Below are 21310 nucleotides of genomic sequence, written 5' to 3' on the forward strand. Positions count from 1 at the left end.
ATGCGTTTCCTGGCGTTGGTTTCTGCCTTGGCGAGGGCCAAGAAATCGATTGGATCGGACATACTGAGTACAGTGAAACCAGAATAGAGCAATTAGATCACATCTTTAATCTGATTGGTATTATTGAGTGGATCCCGATGAGGGATCCTCCTCACAACTTCCACCAATTCCCCCTGTACAAATGTTATCCCGCTCACACTCCTGCTGAAACGGTTTAGCTGGCATATTGAGTCAGCTAAAGCGGTTTAGCTATCCTCAGCTCGTCAACAACAACAGAGCCCGGACGGGCGACAGAAGACAGGTGAGGACGATGACGATGTTCAAGAGCAAGTTGGCGCTGGCCGTGGCGCTGGGATTGGGAATGAGCAGCCCGCTGTGGGCGGCGGATGGCGGTATCGAAGCCAGGCTGGCGGCGCTGGAGGCGCGGGTGCAGGCAGCCGAGGCGCGCGCCACCGCTGCCGAAGCGCGGGCCGACGAGGCCCAGAGCAAGGCGAGCGAAGCCCGCGAGACGGCCGTGGTGGCCAAGGCTCAGAGCGAGAAGGTGGACAAGCAGACCGCCGGGGCCCAGGGCTTCGAGTTCCACGGCTATGCCCGCTCGGGCCTGCTGGTGAACGGCAACGGCAACGGTGGCCGCGGCGGCCCCTACATCACCCCGGCCGGCTCGGTGGGCGGCGCCGTGGGTCGCCTTGGCAACGAGGATGACACCTACATGGAGGCCAACCTGCTGAAGACCCAGACCTTCGACGATGGCAGCTGGGCCCGCTACAAGCTGATGCTGGCGGACGGGGTGGAGACCAGCAACGACTGGACCGCCAGCGATTCCAACCTCAATACCCGCCAGGTGTTTGCCGAAATCGGCGATCTGGCGAGCTTCAGCGGTCCTTTCCAGCACTCGGTGCTCTGGGCGGGCAAGCGCTTTGACCGGGACAACTTCGACATCCACTGGCTCGACTCGGACGTGGTCTTCCTGGCCGGTACCGGCGGCGGCGTCTACGACGTGCAGCTGGCCGACAGCTGGAAGGCGAACTTCTCCCTCTACGGGCGCGACTACGGCGACATCAGCGCGAGCGGTCTCTCCGACATCGAGAGCTACATCCTCACCATGAACAACCGCGTTGGCAACTGGCAGTGGATGCTGAACGGCCTCTCCGCCAAGGACAACGAGGCGCGCATCAATGACGGCGGCGCGGGCAGCGAAGCGGCGAACAAGGGGGCCCACACCCTGCTGGCCTACCACGCCGACAGCTTCTTTGGCATCAACCCCGGTTTCTCCAAGGCGGCGGTGCTGTATGGCCATGGTCTGGGTGCCGAGCTCAAGGGGCTGGGCTCCGACAGCGAGCTGCTGCCGGATGCCGATGCGGTGCGGGTCGCCGTGTTTGGCGCCACCGATCTTGCGCCCCGCTGGCGTATGGCCCCGGCCCTGCTGGCCGAGCACAGCCAGGATCGTTACGTGAAGGGGGACGAGTACCGCTGGGTGACCCTCAATGGCCGCCTGGCCCAGGTACTGAGCCAGAACGTCGAGCTGGTCTACGAGGCGACCTGGCAGTACATGGACCTCGATCCCAAGGGCTACAAGGGTCGCCAGGCGGTGAGCGGCGATTTCACCAAGCTCACCTTCGCGCCGACCTTCAAGGCGCAGACCGCCGGCTTCTTCGAGCGGCCCGAGCTTCGGGTGTTCGCCACCTGGATGGACTGGTCCTCCGAGCTCGACAACTACGCCAGCTCCGATGCCATGGGCCAGAGCAACTTCACCGCCGGGGGCGAGTGGAACTTTGGCGTGCAGATGGAAACCTGGTTCTAGTTCGTTATCCCGATCACAAAAATGGCAGGCGGCCCCGGGATCTGTTGGTTAGCTAAAACGGTTTAGCTGATAATGCGGACCCAGAACCCGGGGCTGACCCCGGCAAATCCTGTGCAGCAGTGGAGTAGCAACAAGGTGACGAATCGTGTGTGGGTAATGGGGGATGCGGTAGTGGACTTGATCCCGGAAGGGGAGCAGTACTACCTCAAGTGTCCGGGTGGCGCACCGGCCAACGTGGCGGTGGGCGTTGCCCGGCTCGGCGGGGAATCGGCCTTCATTGGCCGGGTCGGCGCGGATCCCTTCGGCCGCTTCATGGGGGAGACCCTGGCCAGGGAGGGGGTCGACATTCGCCACCTGATCCAGGATCCGGCCCATCGCACCAGCACGGTGCTGGTGGATCTCGATGAGGCGGGGGAGCGCAGCTTCACCTTCATGGTGCGCCCGAGCGCCGATCAGTTCCTGAGCCCCGCCGATCTGCCGGTCTTCCAGGCCGGGCAGTGGCTGCTGACCTGCTCCATTGCGCTCGCCAACGAGCCGGTGCGCAGCAGTTGTCTGCAAGCCATGGCGACCATCCGTGCCGTCGGGGGGCGGGTCTGCTTCGACCCCAACCTGAGGCCAGAGGTGTGGGGCAACCCTGCCGAGATGCTGCCCGTGGTGCGCGAGGCCATGGCCCTCGCAGACGTGGTCAAGCTCTCGGTGGAGGAGCTGCAACTGCTGAGCGGTCTGGACGATCTGGCGGCGGGGCTTGCCACTCTTTCAGGCCCGGCCCTGGTGCTGGTGACCCGGGGGGCGGCCGGTGTGGTGGCCCGTCTGGGTGGCGAGTTGCTGGAGTGGGTGGGGCCCAAAGTGACGCCACTCGATACCACGGGGGCGGGGGACGCCTTCGTTGCCGGGCTGCTGGCGGCCTTGGCCGAACGGACCTCGCTGCCGACGCTGGCCGAGCTGCCCGCCATTCTGGCCGAGGCCCACGGCTGTGGGGCGCTCGCCACCACCGCCAAGGGGGCGATGACGGCACTGCCCACCCGCACCCGGCTGGATGAATTTTTGCGATCAGGCGCAGACGGCTGTTGATCTGCGGCTAGAAGCCCGGCTCGACAGCCCCTACTCTCATGTGACAAGGGCCCGCCAGCGTGGCGGGTCATAAGAGGAAGAATATGAATATCAGTGCGATAGCCCAGGATCTGGTGCCCCTGCTCGGGGGCAAGGAGAACATCGTCAGCGCCGCCCACTGCGCCACCCGGCTGCGGCTGGTGCTGGCGGACGACAGCAAGGTGAACAAGGCCGCCATCGACAAGCTGGAGGGGGTCAAGGGGTGCTTCAGCAACGCCGGCCAGATCCAGGTCATTTTCGGCACCGGCCTGGTCAACAAGGTCTATGCGGAGTTCGTCACCCTGACCGGGACCGGCACCGCCAGCAAGGCGGAGCTGACCGACATGGCGACGGCCAAGCTCAACGTGGCCCAGCGTCTGGCGCGGACCCTCTCCAACATCTTCGTGCCCATCATTCCGGCCATCGTCGCCTCCGGTCTGCTGATGGGGCTGCTCGGCATGGTGCGCACCTACGGCTGGGTCAACGCCGACAGCGCCCTGTTCGTCATGCTCGACATGTTCAGCTCGGCAGCCTTCATCATCCTGCCGATCCTCATCGGTTTTACGGCGGCGCGCGAATTCGGCGGCAATCCGTACCTCGGGGCGACCCTTGGCGGCATCCTCACTCACCCGGCCCTGACCAACGCCTGGGGCGTGGCCGGGGGCTTCAAGACCATGGACTTCTTCGGCCTGGATGTCGCCATGATCGGCTACCAGGGCACTGTCTTCCCGGTGCTCCTGGCGGTCTGGTTCATGTCCCACCTGGAGAAGCAGCTGCGCAAGCGCATCCCTGACGCCCTGGATCTCATCCTCACCCCGTTTTTGACCGTTATCATCACCGGCTTCGTGGCGCTGCTTTTCATCGGCCCCGCCGGGCGGGTGCTGGGGGATGGCATCTCGTTCGGTCTGAGCGCCCTCTATGAGCAGGCAGGCTGGCTGGCGGGTCTGGTGTTTGGCGGCACCTATTCCCTTATCGTCATCACCGGCATCCACCACAGCTTCCACGCCATCGAGGCGGGGCTGCTGGCCAACCCTGCCATCGGCGTCAACTTCCTGCTGCCCATCTGGGCCATGGCCAACGTGGCCCAGGGCGGGGCTTGCCTCGCGGTCTACTTCAAGACCCGGGACGTGAAGATCAAGGCCATCACGGTGCCGGCGGCCATGTCCTGCCTGCTCGGCATCACCGAGGCGGCGATCTTCGGGGTCAACCTGCGCTACATCAAGCCCTTCCTGGCCGGCCTGTTCGGCGGGGCCTGCGGCGGCGCCTACGTGGTGGCGGCCAAGGTCGGCATGACGGCGGTGGGCCTGACCGGCATCCCGGGCATGGCCATCGTCCAGCCCATGAGCCTCATCCACTACGTCATCGGTCTGGTGATCGCCTTTGGCGCCGCTTTCGCCGCCTCCTACCTGCTCAAGTACAAGGTGGAGTGATGAAGGAAAGCCATCTCCTGAACCAGGTTGTCCGGTCCCTGCTGGCCGGACAGCTCAAGGCGGCGGCCGATCCCCATCGGCCCCGCTGGCATCTGGCAGCCCCGGTGGGGCTGCTCAACGATCCCAACGGCTTTATCGAGCACGACGGGCGCTACCATCTTTTCTACCAGTGGAACCCGCTCGGTTGCGAGCACCGCAACAAGGGCTGGGGGCATGTCACCTCCACCGATCTGCTGCACTGGCAGCACGAGCCGGTGGCGCTGCTGCCCACCGAGGCCTATGAGAGCCACGGCTGCTATTCGGGCTCGGCGGTGAGCGATGAGCAGGGGCGTCTGACCCTTATCTACACCGGCAACGTCAAATACCCGGACGGCAGCCGCACCGCCTACCAGTGTCTGGCCCGCGCCGACGGTGCGGGGGGCTTTGCCAAGCTGGGCCCTGTGCTGGATCTACCCGCAGGCTACAGCGGCCATGTGCGCGACCCCAAGGTGTGGCACGACGGTCGGCAGTGGCTGATGGTGCTGGGGGCCCGCACCCTGGACGATCGGGGTGAGGTGCTGCTCTATCGCGGTGACACCCTGGATGCCTGGACGCTGGTGGGCCCCATCGCTGGCAGCGGGCGCGGCGGTCTCGGGGAGTTTGGCTACATGTGGGAGTGTCCGGATCTCTTCCCCCTGGGAGATCGCCATGTGCTGATCAGCTGCCCCCAGGGGATTGCCCCGCAGGGAGAGGATTATCGCAACCTCTACCAGTGCGGCTGGCTGGCGGGTGACTTCGACGGGACGCATTTCGCCCACGGGTCCTTCCACGAGCTGGACCGGGGATTCGAGTTCTATGCCCCCCAGACTACCCAGGATAGCCAGGGGCGGCGCCTGCTGTTCGGCTGGCTGGGCTTGCCGGAGGAGAACGAGATGAGCCAGCCCACTCTCGAGCACGGCTGGATCCACCAGATGAGCTGCCCGCGGGAGCTGTTCTGGCAGGATGAGTGGCTCTGCCAGCGGCCGGTGGCAGAGCTGGGCGCCCTGAAAGGGGAGCAGACCCGCTTCGAGGGGGCGCCGGACGAGCTGCCTGCCCTGGCCATCGACTCGGCCTGGCTCGATCTGGCGCTGTGCGGTGAAGGGCGCATCGGGTTCGGGGCCGTGGTCGAGCTGGTGTGGCAGCCGGGGCGTCTTGTCCTGCGTCGCCAGAACTGGCAGAGCGGGGAGTGGGAGGAGCGAAGCGCCCCCTGGCTTGGGGGCAAGATCACCGTCTTGTGTGACCGCTCCAGCCTGGAGTGCTTCGTCGATGGCGGGCGCCAGAGCTTGTCGACCCGTTACTTCCCCGGCGAAAACCCAGTACTTTCCGCACGTTGCGGTGATGATGGCAGCAAAATTTGTCTCGATCACTGGCCGCTGGCGACCTGCCTAGTACAATAGCCCGGTCTCAGTGTGCCGGGAGGTCAGGTGGAGAAGAAGAAACGGATCACGATTGCCCAGATAGCCACGCTCGCGGGGGTCTCCAAGGCCACCGCCAGTCTGGTGCTCAACGGCAAGAGTGCGGAATACCGCATCGCCGACGATACCCGCAAGCGGATCCAGGCGGTGGCGGACGAGTGCCACTATCAGCCGAGCATCCACGCCCGCTCCCTGCGGGAGGTGCGCAGCTACACCTGGGGGCTGGTCATCCCCGACCTCACCAACTTCGGCTTCGCCAGCATCGCCCGTGCCCTGGAGGCCCGCTGTCGGGAGGCGGGGATCCAGCTGCTCATCGCCTGCTCCGAGGATGACCCCACCCTGGAGCAGCGGGTGGTGGACAACCTCATCAGCCGCCAGGTGGATGGCCTCATCGTCGCCTCCAGCGGCCACAGTGACGATATCTATGCCCGCATCCACGACCGCTTGCCGGTGGTGCAGCTCGACCGCCACATCGGTGAGTCGCGCCTGCCCATGGTGATCTCGGACGCCTGCAAGGCTACCGCCGAGCTGGTGCAGGATATGGCCGAGGATTGCGGGGAGGAGATCTACTACTTCGGCGGTCTGCTGGATCTCTCCCCCAGCCGCCACCGGCTGGCGGGTTACGAGCTCGGATTGCACCGGGCCGGGCTGGAGGCCACTTCAGACCGGGTCCGCCACCGTGACTACCAGCCGAGCTCGGGTTATCAGCTGATGTCTGAGCTGGTGGACGAACTCGGGGCACCGCCGAAGGGGCTTTTTACCGCCTCTTTCACCCTGCTGGAGGGGGTGCTGCGCTACCTCAACGAGGCGGGACTGATGGAGACCGGCATGCGCCTGTGTACCTTCGACGATCACGATCTGCTCGACTGCATCCCCATGCGCATCGATTCCGTGGCCCAGGATTGCCCGGCCCTGGCCCGGGCCGCCTCCGAGATGATGCAGCAACTCATCGCGGGCAATCCCCCAGCCCAGACCGCCCAGGTCATCAACCCCAGGGTGCGCTGGCGCAGCCGCCGCTAGGCACACGGCTTCCCTTTCCTGTGAAAAAGCCCCGCCGGATCCGGCGGGGCTTTTTGTGCTGCGCCTGGTATGAGGGCGTCAATCGGTGATGCTGGCCCGCCAGAAGATCTGCTTGATGTGAGGGTGCTCCCCGAGCGTGTTCATCAGGGCATCGAGCTTGGTGCCATCGATGGCGGTGGCGAGCAGCGCCGCCGAGATCTCGAGATCCTGATCGCCGAAGGGGGTGATGTCGAGTTCGCTCAGGGGGTAGTGGGCCTGCTCCAGCATCTGCTCGAGCCAGGGCAGCACCTCCTTCTGGTGAGCGCGGCCGATGAGAGCGGTCACGTGATAGGTCACTTCGGTGTCCATGTTGTCCACCGGGTCACGGTTTATCTGGTTGACCAGGGGGCGCAGCAGGGTGTTGGCGGCCAGCACGAAGAGGGCGCCGAGGATGGCCTCCAGGGCGAACCCGGCGCCGCAGGCGGCCCCGACAGCGGCCACGCCCCACAGGGTGGCCGCTGTGTTGATGCCCCGGATGTTGCCGGATTCCCGCATGATGACACCAGCGCCGAGAAAACCGATGCCGGAGACGATGTAGGCCACCACGTGGACGACCCCGTAACTGCCGCCATGCAGGTCATAGATGCGCTGGGCCAGGTTGACGAACAGGGCCGCCCCCACGGCGACCAGCACGTTGGTGCGAAGACCGGCGGTGCGCTGGCGGTACTGGCGCTCGAGGCCGACCAGGCTGCCCAGCACGAAGGCGAGCAGCAGGCTGGCCAGGGTGTCGAGCAGGGCGAGAAAATCGAGTTGTTGCCACATTCTCATGAAGAGTCTCCTCCTGGGGATGCCGACCAGCCTGCTCCCCCGGGTTGTGTGAGAGACGGGGGGCAAGGTCGACATCGTGGTGAATGCAAGGGCGCGACCCGCCTCCTGACGGGGCGGGATGGCGCAGAACAGGGTAAAGGCCCTTCACGGTTGCCCGGGAAGGACCTCGCCTCATTCGAGGGTCAATGCCTGGTGGCGTCGTCCCCGGCGCGGGGGCGCAGTTCCCAGCGTACCGGGTGGACAGCCCCGACCTGGTGGATGAACTGCACCAGATAGCGGCGCTGGGGCGGCGTGCAGTAGAGGCTCAGCACCAGCACGCGGCCTTCACCGCGCCCGGGCTTCATGGACTGCAGGGGACTGAGTCCGGCCGGTTGCAGGGTGTGGCTCACCGCCGCCAGCACCTGCTCCATGTCGGCTCTGTCTTCGCAGCGGATGTGCAGCCGATAGAGGTGCTGACGCCGTCTGCCACGTTGCCAGAGTGGTCGCAGGCCCCGCCCCAGTCTGCTCAGCAGGGAAGGGGATTTGTCAGCGACAGGGTTGTTTGAAATCAAGCGCATAGCAGCCTCCTTTTGGGAAGCAGAAACTATGCAGGCAAGGTGTCGGGGGATGAGTCCGCGTCACCTGACGTCAAGTGTGAAAAGCGGGGAAAAGAGGGATCCACTTCTCGCAGGGTGGCGAGTCGCGGCAGAGAAAAACCTGCGGCTAGCTCGCGACCAGGGTGCCGACGACGAGGGTCGGCGTGCGTCTGTCACTTGATGAGTTGCCCACCGATGGTCTCCGCTAGTGATAAAGAGGCGACATGGTAGCCGATACGGCGGCCTGGGTAAACCCCGAGCCCTTGATAGCAACATATTGAAACATAATAAAAAAGAGATGAAAGCGCCGGTGAAGGGAGCCCTCTTCCCTTCACCGGCGGGCCCTTGGGGGGTTACCGGGTCTTGTCGATGCCCAGGTATTTGAGCATCAGTTTTTCATAGATGGGTTCGGTGTCGCCCACCTGCATCTTGTGCAGGAAATACTTCTCGAACGCTATCTTGGCCAGGTGGACCCACTTCCCTTTCTTGAACCAGGCGACGTTGCGCGGCGGGATCTGCGGCATGGCCACGAAGGCGGCCCCTGTGTCCCCCATGTCCGCCAGACAGATGGCATTCCACACCGCCCGGGTGACCGGGGGCTGGCCGTCCAGCTCCGCCTTGATGTTGTGGCTCAGGGTGCGCACCATGGCCTCGATCATGTAGCCGGTCTTGGGCACCCCGGTCGGTACCGGCGTCTTGTGCTGGGGCGGGATGGCGATGCAGACCCCGGCGGCGTAAATCTGCGGGAAGACAGGGTTGCGCTGGTGTTCGTCGACGATGACGAACCCGCGGGGATTGACCAGCCCCTCGAGGCCCCGCAGGGGGCTGATGCCGGCGAAGGCGGGCAGCATCATGGCATGCTTGTAGGGGAGGCTGTGGGTGCGCTTGACGTTGCCATCTTCATCCAGCTCCTCCACCGTCATCACCCCATCCCTGGCCGCCACGGTGCGGGCATTGCAGATCCATTGCATGTCGCGCATGCGCAGCTCGCTCTCCAGCATGCCCTTGGAATCCCCCACGCCGTTGAGGCCGAGGTGACCGATGTAGGGTTCGCTGGTGACGAAGGTCATGGGCACGTCCTTTCTCACCTTCTTGTCGCGCAGGTGGCGATCGAGGATGAAGGCGTATTCGTAGGCCGGGCAGAAGCAGGAGGCGCCGGGCATGGCACCGACGATCACCGGACCCGGTTCGTCGAGCAGCCCGTTGACACTGTGTAGGCACTCCTCTGCGTGGGAGAGGGTGCAGACGCTGGCGGTGCCGCCCGCCGTCGGGCCTGCTCCCTGCACCTCTTCAAAGGCGAGTGCGGGGCCGGTGCAGAGCACCAGAAAGTCGTAGTGCAGGTGCTGGCCATCGGAGAGGCGGATCTGCTGTTCGAGGGGTTGCAACCCGGTCAGGGCGGCGTGGATGAAGCGGATCCCCTTCTTCTTCACATGAGGCTCTATGGGGAGGGAGATATCTTTGCGCTCTCGCCACCGGACCGCAATCCACGGGTTCGAAGGGTTGAATTCAAAGTCGGGTTTGTCGTTCACCAGGATGACGTCGTGCTGCTTGCCGAGTTCGGCCTTGAGCTCGTAGGCGGCCGACATGCCCCCCAACCCTGCCCCGATGATGATGATGGTTGCAATAATGAGCCTCCGCTCTATTACACGGCTCCTGTGAGCCAATATGTCCGCCTGCCTATTTGAGCCCCATTCGCCTGAGCACGGCGGCGGCGGGACAGACCCCGGTGAACGCGCTCTGGATCAGGTTGACCCCGACAAAGACGCTCAACCAGACAAAGCCCGGGTGGACCCAGGCCGTTAGCAGCAGCGACAGCAGCAACATGCCACCCGCGACCACTCTGACTCCGTTATCGACGGTCATTTCTCGTCTCCTTTTTTGTTTAGTGATTGCTAATTTAGGGATGTTTTATACAATAGAACAAATATCAGCAATTGCTAATTTAATCTTATGAGCCACTTCGACGAGATGAACCGACATGCGACAGCCGCCGCCGGCCTGCTCAAGGCGCTGGCTCATCCCGAACGCCTGATGGTGCTCTGCCAGCTGGTGGAAGGGGAGAAGGGGGTCGGGGAGCTGCTGGCCCACAGCCAGCTCGGGCAGTCGGCCTTCTCCCAGCAACTGTCGGTGTTGAAGCGCTACGGCCTTATCCGTTCGCGCAAAGTCTCCCAGCAGATCTACTACTCCCTGGTGAGCGAGGCGGCAGCCGATGTGCTGGCGGCGCTGCAAACCCATTTTTGTCACTCAGATGAGGAAATTCGATGATGGAAAGCCAATGGCTGCTCTCGTTGGGGGGCGGCATGCTGGCGGGGCTCTCGGCCCTGATCCTGATGTTGTTCAACGGCCGGGTGGCCGGGATCAGCGGCATTCTGGCCGGTGCAATGCAGTACAAAACCCCCTGGCGGGTGCTGTTTCTGCTGGGATTGGGACTGGGGGCCTGGCTGGCGCTGACCCTGGGTTGGGCCACCATGCCCGCCTTTGATGCCTTGCCCGGCTGGCCCGTGGTGCTGCTGGCCGGCCTGCTGGTGGGCATCGGCACCCGTCTTGGCAATGGCTGCACCAGCGGTCACGGCATCTGCGGTATGGGGAGGCTGTCGACGCGCTCCGTGGTGGCGACGCTCACCTTTATGGGGATGGGCGTGGCGACCGTGTTCTTTACTCACCACATGTTTTGACGGGTTGATTGCCATGAAATTGCTGACAAGTGTGTTTGCGGGTCTGTTGTTCGGGCTGGGAATGGCCCTCTCCGGGATGATGGATCCGGCGCGGGTCACCGGGTTTCTCGATCTGGCCGGTGCCTGGGATCCCAGCCTGGCCTTCGTGATGGGGGGGGCCCTGGCTGTCTTCATGCCGGGCTACTTCCTGCTGGTGAAACCCCGTCGTCTGAGCCTGCTGGGGGAGCCCATGGCCCGGGTTCCCGCTCCCGTGCTGGATCGCCGCCTGATTGGCGGGGCCGCACTGTTCGGGATCGGTTGGGGCCTGGTGGGCATCTGTCCTGGGCCTGCTCTGAGTCTCATTTCCAGCGGGCAGCCCATGATAATGTTGTTCATCGGGGCCATGGCGGCCGGGGTCCTGCTGGTGGACAAGGTCTGGAACAGGGTGCTGGAGAAGGCTCGCCAGCACCGTACTGCCTGAGTTTTCAAGGTGCCAATGAGCCAGGGAAGGAGAATCATGATGAACACAATCCGGTTGCTGGTGACCACCCTGCTGGTCATGACATCCACCCTGGTGGCGGCCGAGGAGGCCAAGGGGTCGCTGACGCTGACCCCGCAGCGCGTCACCGACTGGCTCACCCTGAGCGGTACCGTGAGCGCCATTCATCAGGGGACGGTCGCGGCCCAGACCAGTGGCCGCGTCTCCCGCATGCTGGTGGATGTGAATGACGAGGTACAGGCCGGGCAGCCCCTGCTCGAGATAAGCGGCAAGGAGCAGTCTGCCGCCGTGACCGGCGCCGAGGCGCGAGTGGCCAGGGCCCAGGCCCAGCAGGTGGAGGCCGAGCGCCAGCTCACCCGTTATCAGGCCCTCATCGCCAAGGGGGTGATCACCCGGGCCCAGCTCGACAACGCCCAGGCAACGGATCGGGCCGCCCGCGCCGAGGTCAATGCCGCCGAGGCCGCCCTCATCCAGGCCCGGGAAGCCTACGGCTATACCCGTATCCTCGCCCCCTACGCCGGGGTGGTGACCAGGCGGCTGGTGGAGCTGGGGGAGACGGTGGCCCCCGGTACGCCGCTGCTATCCGGTTTCTCCCTTGGCGAGCTGAGGGTGGAGCTGGAGCTGCCCCAGTCCGCACTGGCTCTCGCCGGCCAGCCGTCGGATGTGCAGGTGCTGCTGCCCGGTGGCAAGGCCGTGACTCCCGTCAAGCTGACCCGCTTCAACTACGCCGACAGCCAGAGCCACAGTTTCCGGCTGCGCCTCGATCTGCCGCCGAACACGACAGGGGTGCTGCCCGGCATGTGGCTCAAGGTGCAGCTCGAACAGGGTGAGCGTCAGGTGTTGCAAGTGCCGGAGCCCGCCCTGCTGCGGCAGGGGGAGTTCAACGGCGTCTACCTCAAAGAGGGGGAGGGCTGGGCCCTGACCCCGGTGCGGGTCGGCCACTGCGAGGCTGGGCTGTGCGAGGTCCTGGCGGGTCTCAAGGGCGGTGACACCCTGGCCCCCGATGCCTGGAGCCGTCAACAGGAGGTGCCCCATGAGTAGCGAGCTGAACGGCAACCATGGCCGCCTTGGGCCCGCGGGTCGGCTGGCGGCCCTGTTTCAGGGCTCGGCCATCACCCCGCTGCTGGCGCTGGTGGGGCTCTTGCTCGGCCTCTTTGCCGTGCTGGTGACCCCCAAGGAGGAGGAGCCCCAGATCGATGTCACCTTCGCCGACGTCTACATTCCCTTCCCGGGGGCCAGCCCGGCAGAGGTGGAATCCCTCGTCACCACCCCTGCCGAGCAGGTGGTCTCCCAGATAGAGGGGATAGATACCCTCTACTCCTTCTCCCAACCCGATGGTGCCCTGCTGGTGGTGGTGTTCAAGGTGGGGGTGAGCCGGGAGCAGGCCATCGTGGATCTCAACAACCAGCTCGACTCCAACCGCGACTGGTTGCCACAGGGGATCGGAGTCGGTCAGCCACTGGTAAAACCCCGGGGGATCGATGATGTTCCCATCGTCAGTCTGACCTTATGGAGCAAAGATTGGAGCAAAGAGGGGAGCAAGCAGCTAGGGGCCCCCGATCTGACCCGGGTCGCCCATGAGCTGGAGACCGAACTCAAGCGCATTCCCGGTACCCGCGATATCTACACGCTGGGCAGCCAGAGCGCCGTGTTGCGGGTGATGCCGGACCCGGCGGCCCTCAGCGCCCATGGCATCAGCTGGGGCGAACTGAGCCAGCGTCTCTCTGCCGCCAACCGGGTGGGCAGCGAGCAGGCCGTGGTGCAGGATAACCGGGAAATCAAGGTGCAGGTGGGGCAGTTCCTGCAAAGCGAGCAGGAGGCCCGCGAACTGGTGGTGGGCCTGCATAACGGCAAGCCGGTCTATCTCGGTGAGGTGGCCCGGGTGTCCCTTGGGGAGGAGACCCCGGTGCAGCGCAGCTGGATGGGGCAGGGGCAAGCCAGCTACCCGGCGGTGACCCTGGCCATCGGCAAGCAGCCCGGCCAGAACGCGGTCGAGGTGGCCAAGCGGGTGGAGGCACGGGTGGAGAGCCTCAGGAACCGGCTCATCCCGGCTGGCGTCGAGGTGACGGTGACCCGTGACTACGGCGTCACCGCCGAGACCAAATCCAACACCCTCATCGGCAAGCTCATCTTTGCCACCACGGCGGTGGTATTGCTGGTGCTGGTGAGCATGGGGTGGCGCGAGGCGCTGGTGGTGGGCATCGCCATCGTCATCACCCTGGCGCTGACCCTGTTCGCCTCCTGGGCATGGGGCTTTACCCTCAACCGGGTGTCCCTCTTTGCACTTATCTTCTCCATCGGCATCCTGGTGGATGACGCCATCGTCGTGGTGGAGAACATCCACCGCCATCGCGGCCTGGGCAAGGGGTCGCTCAAGGATCTCATTCCGGGGGCGGTGGACGAGGTGGGGGGGCCGACCATACTGGCGACCCTGACCGTCATCGCGGCCCTGCTGCCCATGGCCTTCGTCAGCGGCCTGATGGGCCCCTACATGAGCCCCATCCCCATCAATGCCAGTATGGGGATGCTCATCTCCCTGCTGGTGGCCTTTATCTTCTCCCCTTGGCTGGCGAGCCATTTGCTCAAGGGGGAGGCGCACGGTGCCCACGGCGAGGCCAAGGCTGGGCTCTTTCACCGACTGATGACCCCCTTCCTGATGGGGGCGGGTGCCAGGAGAGCGAGACATAAGCTTTGGCTGGCCATTCTGCTGCTGGTGGCGGGGGCGGCCGCCATGCCCGTGGTGCAGTGGGTGGTGCTCAAGATGCTCCCCTTCGACAACAAGTCGGAATTCCAGCTGGTGCTCGACATGCCGGAGGGGGCGACCCTGGAGCAGACCGAGCGCACCCTGCTGGCGGTGGGTCGGGAGCTTGCCAGGGTGCCCGAGGTGAAGGATTACCAGATCTACGCCGGCACCGCCGCCCCCATCAACTTCAACGGGCTGGTGCGCCACTACTTCATCCGCAGCGGCGCCAACGTGGGTGATATTCAGGTCAATCTGGTGGACAAGCATGAACGGGATCGCAGCAGTCACGAGATTGCCCGGTCGGTGCGTGCGCCCTTGCAGGCCATCGCCAGTGCGGCAGGGGGCAACCTCAAGGTGGTGGAGGTGCCCCCGGGACCGCCTGTCTGGTCGCCCATTGTCGCGGAAGTGTATGGCCCGACGCAGGCCGCCCGTGAAGCCGCTGCCCGCGCCGTACAGGCCCGCTTTGTGGCCACGGCGGATCTGGTGGACGTGGACATCTATCTGACCGACCCCCAGCCCAAGTGGCGGCTGGGGGTGGATCGCGCCCAGGCGGCCCTGCTCGGGGTCGATCTCGGGGATCTGGTGGCGACCCTCAACGGGGGCGTGGGCTATCAGGATGTGAGCTGGCTGCAAGGGCAAGGCGCCAAGTATCCGGTGCCGATCCGCATCGAGCTCGCCCCCGGTGACAAGCGGGATCTGACCGGCATCCTGGCTCTCAAGGTGCGCAGCCAGAGCGGCCAGCTGGTGCGGGTCTCCGAGCTGGTGAGCCGTCGTGACGAGGTCGCCCCCAGTTACCTCATGCACAAGAACATGCAGCCCATGGTGATGGTGGTGGCTGACATGGGCGGCCATGCCGACAGCCCGCTCTACGGCATGTTTGCCGCCGGTGCCGACATCTCGCTGCCACAGTATTACGTGCATCAGCCCGACAAGCTGGGGGAGGTGGCCCTCTTGTGGGACGGGGAGTGGAAGATAACCTACGAGACCTTCCGTGACATGGGGCTGGCCTACGGGGTGGGGATGATCCTCATCTACCTGCTGGTGGTGGCCCAGTTCCGCTCCTATCTGGTGCCGCTCATCATCATGGCCCCCATTCCGCTCACCCTCATCGGGGTGATGCCGGGTCACGCCCTGCTGGGGGCCCAGTTCACCGCCACCTCGATGATCGGGATGATTGCGCTGGCCGGGATCATCGTGCGCAACAGCATCCTGCTGGTGGATTTCATCGAGCAGCAGCGGGCGAGTGGCATGGCGTTCGAGCAGGCGGTGATCGAGGCGGCGCAGGTGCGAGCCAAACCCATCATGCTGACGGCGCTGGCGGCCATGATAGGGGCGCTTTTCATCCTGGATGACCCCATCTTCAATGGCCTCGCCATCAGCCTTATCTTCGGGATCCTGGTTTCCACCCTGCTCACCCTGGTGGTGATCCCGCTGCTCTACTACAGCCTGCTCGTTCGCCGAAGTCAGAGGTAAACACAGGGGGCACGTGCCCCCTGTTTTCGGGTATCACACCGCCTCGCGGGCATCGCAGGTTTTCATCAGGGGGAAATAACGGCGATCCGCCTGGCTCATGTGACCCACGACCAGCTCCTGAATGATGAAGTTGAGCAGGGCGTCGTTGCCAAGGGTGCCCGCCTGTGCGGCCGCCATCAGCTGACCGGCTTTTTTCAGCAGATGCTGGTGCTCCTGGCGATGGGCCGCCAGCTCCTCATAGCCATATTGCGCGAGGACCTGCTCTTCGAAGAGGAAGTGCTGGCGCGCCATCTCGAATATCTGCGCCATGTCTGCCAGCAAGGCATCCGGATGGATGCCTGGATCCTGCATGTGCTCGAGCAAGCGGTTGGCTAGCAGGTAGAGCTGGCGGTGGTCCGCATCGATGCGGGGGTGGCCGCATGCGTGGGCGGGCTGCCATTGCAGGGTGCCGGGGAGGGGCTCCTGCCCGGAGGAAAACAGGCAGACCCTGCCCCGGCCATGGTGCTTGGCCTGATACATGGCCTGATCGGCGTGGTGCATCAGGGTCTTGGGGTCGGTGCCGTGATCCGGATAGAGGGCGACCCCTATGCTGCCGGAGATGCGCAGCGCCTGCTGTTCAAGCTGGAAGGGGTGATGCAGGCAGTGGTGCAGCTTGTCGGCGACCGCGAGGCCTGAGGCATCCGTATCGGGCAGCATGATCACGAACTCGTCCCCCCCAAGGCGTGCCACCAGATCTTCTTCCCTGACGCACTCCCCCATGCGCTCGGCCACCAGCTTGAGCAGCAGGTCGCCAGTTTCGTGGCCGAAGGTGTCATTGATGGGCTTGAAGTGGTCGAGATCGATGAAGACCAGGGCCAGGGGCTGCTGGGGAGCCTGCTCCAGGGTCTCCTTGAGCCGCTGTTGCAGCAGGCGGCGGTTGGCCAGGCCGGTGAGGGGGTCATAGAAGGCGAGGCGGCGCATCATCTCCTCCCGGGCCGAACGTTCGGTGACATCCCGGGTCACCCCCAAAATGGCGTCCGGTCTTGTGCTGGCGCTGCCATGCAAGGTAGTGACCGTCTCGATGGCCACCAGATGACCCTGCTTGTGGCGCAGCTGGGAGTGGATGACGCACCGGGTCTGCCCATGATCCCCCCGTTGCCAGGCCTCGAGGGAGGCGGTGATGCCGTCGCGAAGCTGTTTCCAGGACTCATCGGGGAGCAGCTGGCGCAGGGAGAGGGCAAAGAGTTCGGCGGGCTCATAGCCGCTCAGGGACGCGATGGCGGGGCTGATGTAACGAAAACGCAGACTGTCGGTGTCCATGGTCCAGATCACGTCGCCGCTGTTCTCCGCCACGAAACGGTAGTGCTGCTCGCGCTGGGCCAGTTCCCGGGTGAGCCGCTGTCGGTCACTGGCCTCTTCCCGCAGACGCAGATAGAGGTGCAGGAAGACGCCGAGCAGGGCCAGCAGGGAGAAGGAGATCAGCATGGCGATGGCCACGCTCCTGTCGAGCAGTTGGCGCTGCTGGCGAAGGCTCGCCTGGGTACTGTTGTAGAGGAAGGGGGTGAGGTTGGGCACCGCCTTGATCATCCCGGCCTCCTGGTAGGTGCGGGCGATCTGCTGCCAGCGATCCTGCTGCATGTAGCCGGGCTCGATGATGTCGGGCTGCATCAGGGCCCGGGTTTCACGGGCCTCGAAGGCGAGCGCCTCGCGCCCGGCCCCGCTGGGGTAGTGCTCCAGGATCAGGTTGATCATCTCCTCGGGATGATCCATGGCATAGCGCCACCCCTTGAGGCTGGCCTGCAAGAAGCGCTGGACCCGTTCCTGCTGGTTGATGACCTCACTCTCCGAGGTGAAGAGGTTGTCTCCGTAGAAGTCGTACCCGATGTCGCGGGGACTGAACACCCGGTAGGGAATGCCCTGTTGCTGCAGGGTGAAGGGCTCGGTTGTGCTGTAGGCGCTGATGGCGTCCGCCTGGCCCCTCAGCAGTGCCTGTACCCCCCGCTCGTAGGGCAGGGTATCCCACTGCCGGCTGCGGGTGTAGCGATGCAGGTAGGTGAGCAGCTCGTTGGAGCCGGGTTCGAGCATCAGCCGCTTGTTGGCCAGATCGCCCGGGGTCTGGATATCCGGCCGCTCCAGGGTGATGAGCATCAGGGGGGAGTGCTGCAACATGGCGGCGAGCACCACCACAGGGCGGCCTGCTGCCCGGGCCAGCAGCAGATCGCTGCCGCGGATGCCAAACTGGGCACGACCCGTGGTGACTTCATTGATGACGTCGGTGCCCGGCCCCGCCTCCCGCAGGGTGACCTGCAGGCCGACCTCCTGGTAGAACCCCTTGGCGATGGCGGCGTAGTAACCGGCAAACTGGAACTGGTGCTGCCAGGGAAGTTGCAGGATGACGCGCTCATCCGCCCTGAGGGGAGCCGTGGTCAGGGTGGCAATCATCACCCAGAAGGGCAGAAGCCAGCGTACAGGCTGGCGAGATGCATCGGACTCCGTCATACCGCTGTTCTCTCGGGAGGTGCTCTTCTGGCTAGAGTCAAACAATTTCCTGTTATTCGCAAGGGGAGCAAGCCCCAATAAGATGGGGCGCGGGAGGCATTAAAAGTCATTTTTGTGTCATTCATCACGTCAATGGGCGTCACGGCTCATTTTGAAACCTTGTTGACTCGTCACCGGCCCGGTAAAAAGGGCATTAGGTGTCATTCCAGGAGGGATGGCTGCCGCCTCTCTTCTCACCTGTTAATGATAAACTGCGTGTTTTCGGCAATTCCCTCTTATCTTCTCCTGTCGTATCAGAAGTTGATGCTCTTGTCCGTATCGGGTGTCGACCTGTGGCGGTCGGGGGACGCCTTCCTTCGTTCAGGGTGGTATGGTAGTCATCCGTTTCCTGTTTCCCGAGAAGGTCCTGTCATGTCTTCCTTGCGCCTGCTACTCTCCGACTCCCACGATCCCCTGTTCAACCTCGCGGTGGAGGAGTGCATCTTTCGCCAGATGGACCCGGCCCAGCGGGTGCTGTTCCTGTGGCGCAACGACAATACGGTGGTGATAGGCCGGCCCCAGAACCCCTGGAAGGAGTGCAACACCCGCCGCATGGAAGAGGACGGGGTGACCCTGGCCCGGCGCAGCAGCGGGGGCGGCGCCGTGTTCCACGACCTTGGCAACAGCTGTTTCACTTTCATGGCGGGCAAGCCCGGCTATGACAAGAGCGTCTCCACCACCATCGTCATCGATGCCCTCGCCAGACTCGGCGTGAGCGCTTTTGCCTCCGGGCGCAACGACCTGCTGGTGGCGACCCCGGACGGGGATCGCAAGGTGTCGGGTTCGGCCTACCGGGAGAACCATGATCGCGGCTTTCACCACGGTACCCTGCTGCTGGATGCTGATCTCGGCCGCCTTGCCCACTACCTCAATCCCGACCCCAAGAAGCTGGCGGCCAAGGGCATCAGTTCGGTGAGAAGCCGGGTGGCGAACCTTGGCGAGCTGCTGCCTGGTCTGGATCATGAGCAGGTGGTACAGGCCCTGTGCGACGCCTTCTTTGCCCATTACGGTGAGGTGGTGCCGCCCGAGCATATCTCCCCCGAGCGGATGCCCGACCTGCCCGGCTTTGCCGAGACTTTTGCCCGCCAACGCAGCTGGGAGTGGAACTTCGGCCATGCTCCCGCCTTCAGCCACCTGCTGGAGGAGCGCTTCCCCTGGGGCGGGGTCGAGCTTCATTTCGACGTGGAGAAGGGGGTGATAGGACGGGCACAGATCTTCAGTGACACCCTGGACCCTGCGCCCCTGGATGACCTGGCCGCACGCCTGCCCGGGGTGGCCTATCGTCCCGACGCCATCGACGAGTTGCTGCGTCAGTGGCGGGCGACGTTTTCGGCCAACTCCGAGCTGGAAGGGTTTTCGGCATGGCTGCTGACCGCCCTGCGCTGACCTTGCCCATGACCAGGATCACAAGATGAACAGGGGAAAAGAGGGGAGAGGGGGCGCGGCGCCCATCAGGGCGCCAACATGACAAAAAGTAGGGCAGACCATTAGTTATTGTCTCTGTTAATAGAGGTGTCACTGGAGTATAAAAACCGCACCTCAGCAGTATCAATGGTATAAAAATGAATCACTTGGTCTATCTGAAAGATGAGGGCGTCAACGCCGTCTCCCCCGAATTCGCCCGCCGTTTTGCCACCGTCAAAGCCCACTTTTTCTCACGCAACCCCGACCTCTGGCCGGTGTTTCGCGAGCCCGGCTTTGCCACCCTCAACGAGTTTCGCGCCCGTGGACTGGCGCCGGATGCGCGCCTCAATGCCTGGCCAGATGGCCGCGCCCGTCTCGCGGATCTCTGCGAGACCATGCCGGTGCCCGCGCAGATGCGTACCCCGGGGGAGCCCATGACGGAGCTGCTGTTTGCCGGCGCCCTGTCAAAGGATTGGGAGAACCCCTCCAGCGTCGAGAACGTCATCACCATGTCGGCGGATCCCGCCATCTACGGCGCCCAGATGGGCATTTTGGCCAACCCCAACCTGGTCTACTCCGAATACGCCGGGGTGGCCGAGGAGCTGGAGAAGAAGGTAGTGCGCCAGATAGCACTGCTGGCGGGTTACGACCCGGCCCGCGCCACCGGCATCTTCACCCAGGGGGGGACCTTCTGTAACCTCTACGGCTACCTGCTCGGCATTCGCAAGAGCCTGCCGGAAGCCAAGCACAAGGGGCTCGGCCACTATCAGGACTACCGCATCATCAACTCCCAGGGCGGCCACTACTCCAACATCACCAACCTCTCCCTGCTCGGGGTGGACATCGAGAACAAGACCATCCGCATCCAGGTCGGGGAGAACAACGACATCGATCTCGCGGATCTCGAGCGCACCCTGACCGCCTGTTTTGCCTTGAAGCACGTGGTGCCTACCATCATGCTCACCATGGGTACCACCGACACCTTCGGGGTGGATCAGGTCAAACCCGTGGTGGACCTGCGGGATCGCCTGTGCGAGCGCTTCGAGGTGGCGGTCAAGCCCCACATCCACGTGGACGCCGCCATCGGCTGGTCGATGATCTTCTTCCTGGGTTACGACTTTGCCGCCAACCCCCTGGCCATCAACGCCGCGACCCTGGCCGGCATCGAGCGCAACGTGGCGCGCTTTGCCGAGCTCAAATACGCCGATTCGTTCACCGTCGACTTCCAGAAGTGGGGCTATGTGCCCTACACCTCCAGCCTGGTGATGATCAAGGAGCAGAACGACCTCAAGGCGATGGAGAACGATCCGGAGAACTTCTCCTACTTCGAGCGCGACATCCAGGGCCACACCCACCTGCAGTCCACCATCGAGTGCTCCCGCGGGGCGAGCGGCCTGTTCGGTGCCTACGCGGCCCTCAACTACCTGGGGGTCGAGGGGTATCGCACCGTGCTGGCCCACTGCCTGCAAAACGCCAACTACTTCCGCTTCCGTCTGAGCCAGCTCGGCAACGTCAAGCTGGTGGCCCAGGAGAACCAGGGGCCGAGCGTGGGCTTCAAGATCTACAACCCCGAGTGGGTGCAGGATCCGGAGGCCGAGTTCGCCTTCGAGCTGGCCCGCAGTCCCGACCCCGCCTACAAGGCGCGGCTGGCACGCAACACCGAATACCACCGCAGCCTCTTCACCGGGCGCGGCAAGGTGGGGCTCTACACCAACTGGGTGGAGGCGGTGGCCCGCTCCGATTACGACGCGCGCGGCCGTTACTCCTACATCGCCGGGGAAAAGGCGGTATTCATGAACCCGGCTTGCAGCCGCGAGCAGATCGACGCCTTTATCGACCACATTCGCGGCTGAGGATCGGCCCGG

General features: G+C 64.4%; 18 protein-coding genes. 13 read left to right on the forward strand and 5 right to left on the reverse strand.

Annotated features, from left to right (window positions below; translation table 11 throughout):
- The 6 genes from ACNPAA_RS12255 to ACNPAA_RS12280 form a co-directional block, all read left to right on the forward strand.
- On the forward strand, positions 1 to 218 hold a 218-nt coding region (locus ACNPAA_RS12255), incomplete at its 5' end, for a hypothetical protein (protein ID WP_417891795.1).
- A 92-nt stretch (positions 219 to 310) separates the two neighbouring features.
- Entirely contained in the window at positions 311 to 1801 is a 1491-nt protein-coding gene (locus tag ACNPAA_RS12260) for a carbohydrate porin (protein ID WP_417891796.1), read from the forward strand.
- Positions 1802 to 1912: 111 nt separating this feature from the next.
- Complete coding sequence (locus ACNPAA_RS12265) at positions 1913 to 2872, forward strand: aminoimidazole riboside kinase (RefSeq protein ID WP_201871690.1); 960 nt, start codon at positions 1913 to 1915, stop codon at positions 2870 to 2872.
- A gap of 83 nt (positions 2873 to 2955) precedes the next feature.
- Complete coding sequence (locus tag ACNPAA_RS12270) at positions 2956 to 4320, forward strand: sucrose-specific PTS transporter subunit IIBC (protein WP_041214803.1); 1365 nt, start codon at positions 2956 to 2958, stop codon at positions 4318 to 4320.
- Positions 4320 to 5735 (forward strand): glycoside hydrolase family 32 protein, encoded by a 1416-nt coding sequence (locus tag ACNPAA_RS12275; RefSeq protein WP_109112193.1) that lies wholly within the window; start codon positions 4320 to 4322, stop codon positions 5733 to 5735. Before ACNPAA_RS12270 ends, ACNPAA_RS12275 begins: the two co-directional genes overlap by 1 nt.
- 27 nt (positions 5736 to 5762) lie before the next feature.
- Entirely contained in the window at positions 5763 to 6773 is a 1011-nt protein-coding gene (locus tag ACNPAA_RS12280; RefSeq protein ID WP_109112194.1) for a substrate-binding domain-containing protein, read from the forward strand.
- Between the two features lie 78 nt (positions 6774 to 6851).
- On the opposite strand, the gene ACNPAA_RS12285 is transcribed toward ACNPAA_RS12280, so the two are convergent.
- From ACNPAA_RS12285 to ACNPAA_RS12300, 4 genes are all read right to left on the reverse strand, one after another.
- Positions 6852 to 7580, reverse strand: coding sequence for an MgtC/SapB family protein (locus ACNPAA_RS12285; protein ID WP_041213246.1), 729 nt, complete (start codon positions 7578 to 7580; stop codon positions 6852 to 6854).
- Positions 7581 to 7762: 182 nt separating this feature from the next.
- Positions 7763 to 8137: a hypothetical protein gene (locus tag ACNPAA_RS12290; RefSeq protein WP_043154730.1), complete on the reverse strand. Its 375-nt coding sequence runs from the start codon at positions 8135 to 8137 to the stop codon at positions 7763 to 7765.
- Between the two features lie 371 nt (positions 8138 to 8508).
- A complete protein-coding gene (locus tag ACNPAA_RS12295) occupies positions 8509 to 9819 on the reverse strand; it encodes an NAD(P)/FAD-dependent oxidoreductase (RefSeq protein ID WP_260395633.1) in 1311 nt (436 codons plus the stop codon).
- A 13-nt stretch (positions 9820 to 9832) separates the two neighbouring features.
- Entirely contained in the window at positions 9833 to 10018 is a 186-nt protein-coding gene (locus tag ACNPAA_RS12300) for a YgaP family membrane protein (RefSeq protein WP_041213243.1), read from the reverse strand.
- Positions 10019 to 10105: 87 nt separating this feature from the next.
- On the opposite strand from ACNPAA_RS12300, the gene ACNPAA_RS12305 reads away from it, so the two are divergent.
- Genes ACNPAA_RS12305 through ACNPAA_RS12325 form a run of 5 tightly spaced genes read left to right on the forward strand, consistent with a single transcriptional unit; the run spans position 10106 to position 15524 of the window.
- Complete coding sequence (locus tag ACNPAA_RS12305) at positions 10106 to 10420, forward strand: ArsR/SmtB family transcription factor (RefSeq protein WP_042864166.1); 315 nt, start codon at positions 10106 to 10108, stop codon at positions 10418 to 10420.
- On the forward strand, positions 10417 to 10830 hold the full coding sequence (locus ACNPAA_RS12310) for a YeeE/YedE family protein (RefSeq protein WP_042881673.1): 414 nt from the start codon (positions 10417 to 10419) through the stop codon (positions 10828 to 10830). The genes ACNPAA_RS12305 and ACNPAA_RS12310 overlap by 4 nt, the downstream gene beginning before the upstream one ends.
- Before the next feature lie 13 nt (positions 10831 to 10843).
- Positions 10844 to 11290: a YeeE/YedE family protein gene (locus ACNPAA_RS12315; protein WP_161470469.1), complete on the forward strand. Its 447-nt coding sequence runs from the start codon at positions 10844 to 10846 to the stop codon at positions 11288 to 11290.
- A gap of 39 nt (positions 11291 to 11329) precedes the next feature.
- On the forward strand, positions 11330 to 12349 hold the full coding sequence (locus ACNPAA_RS12320) for an efflux RND transporter periplasmic adaptor subunit (protein ID WP_109112196.1): 1020 nt from the start codon (positions 11330 to 11332) through the stop codon (positions 12347 to 12349).
- Complete coding sequence (locus ACNPAA_RS12325; protein ID WP_113978204.1) at positions 12342 to 15524, forward strand: efflux RND transporter permease subunit; 3183 nt, start codon at positions 12342 to 12344, stop codon at positions 15522 to 15524. The genes ACNPAA_RS12320 and ACNPAA_RS12325 overlap by 8 nt, the downstream gene beginning before the upstream one ends.
- Before the next feature lie 33 nt (positions 15525 to 15557).
- Here the strand turns inward: ACNPAA_RS12325 and ACNPAA_RS12330 are convergent, their stop codons facing one another.
- A complete protein-coding gene (locus ACNPAA_RS12330; RefSeq protein WP_417891797.1) occupies positions 15558 to 18002 on the reverse strand; it encodes a diguanylate cyclase domain-containing protein in 2445 nt (814 codons plus the stop codon).
- 411 nt (positions 18003 to 18413) lie between these two features.
- Between ACNPAA_RS12330 and ACNPAA_RS12335 the strand changes: the two genes are divergently transcribed.
- Positions 18414 to 19427: a lipoate--protein ligase gene (locus tag ACNPAA_RS12335; RefSeq protein ID WP_417891798.1), complete on the forward strand. Its 1014-nt coding sequence runs from the start codon at positions 18414 to 18416 to the stop codon at positions 19425 to 19427.
- 176 nt (positions 19428 to 19603) lie between these two features.
- Complete coding sequence (locus ACNPAA_RS12340; protein WP_052815047.1) at positions 19604 to 21298, forward strand: pyridoxal phosphate-dependent decarboxylase family protein; 1695 nt, start codon at positions 19604 to 19606, stop codon at positions 21296 to 21298.
- Positions 21299 to 21310: the final 12 nt, after the last annotated feature.

The organism is Aeromonas sp. PS2Canimalfood6 (assembly GCF_048276795.1).
In the GTDB taxonomy this organism is placed as follows: domain Bacteria; phylum Pseudomonadota; class Gammaproteobacteria; order Enterobacterales; family Aeromonadaceae; genus Aeromonas; species Aeromonas caviae.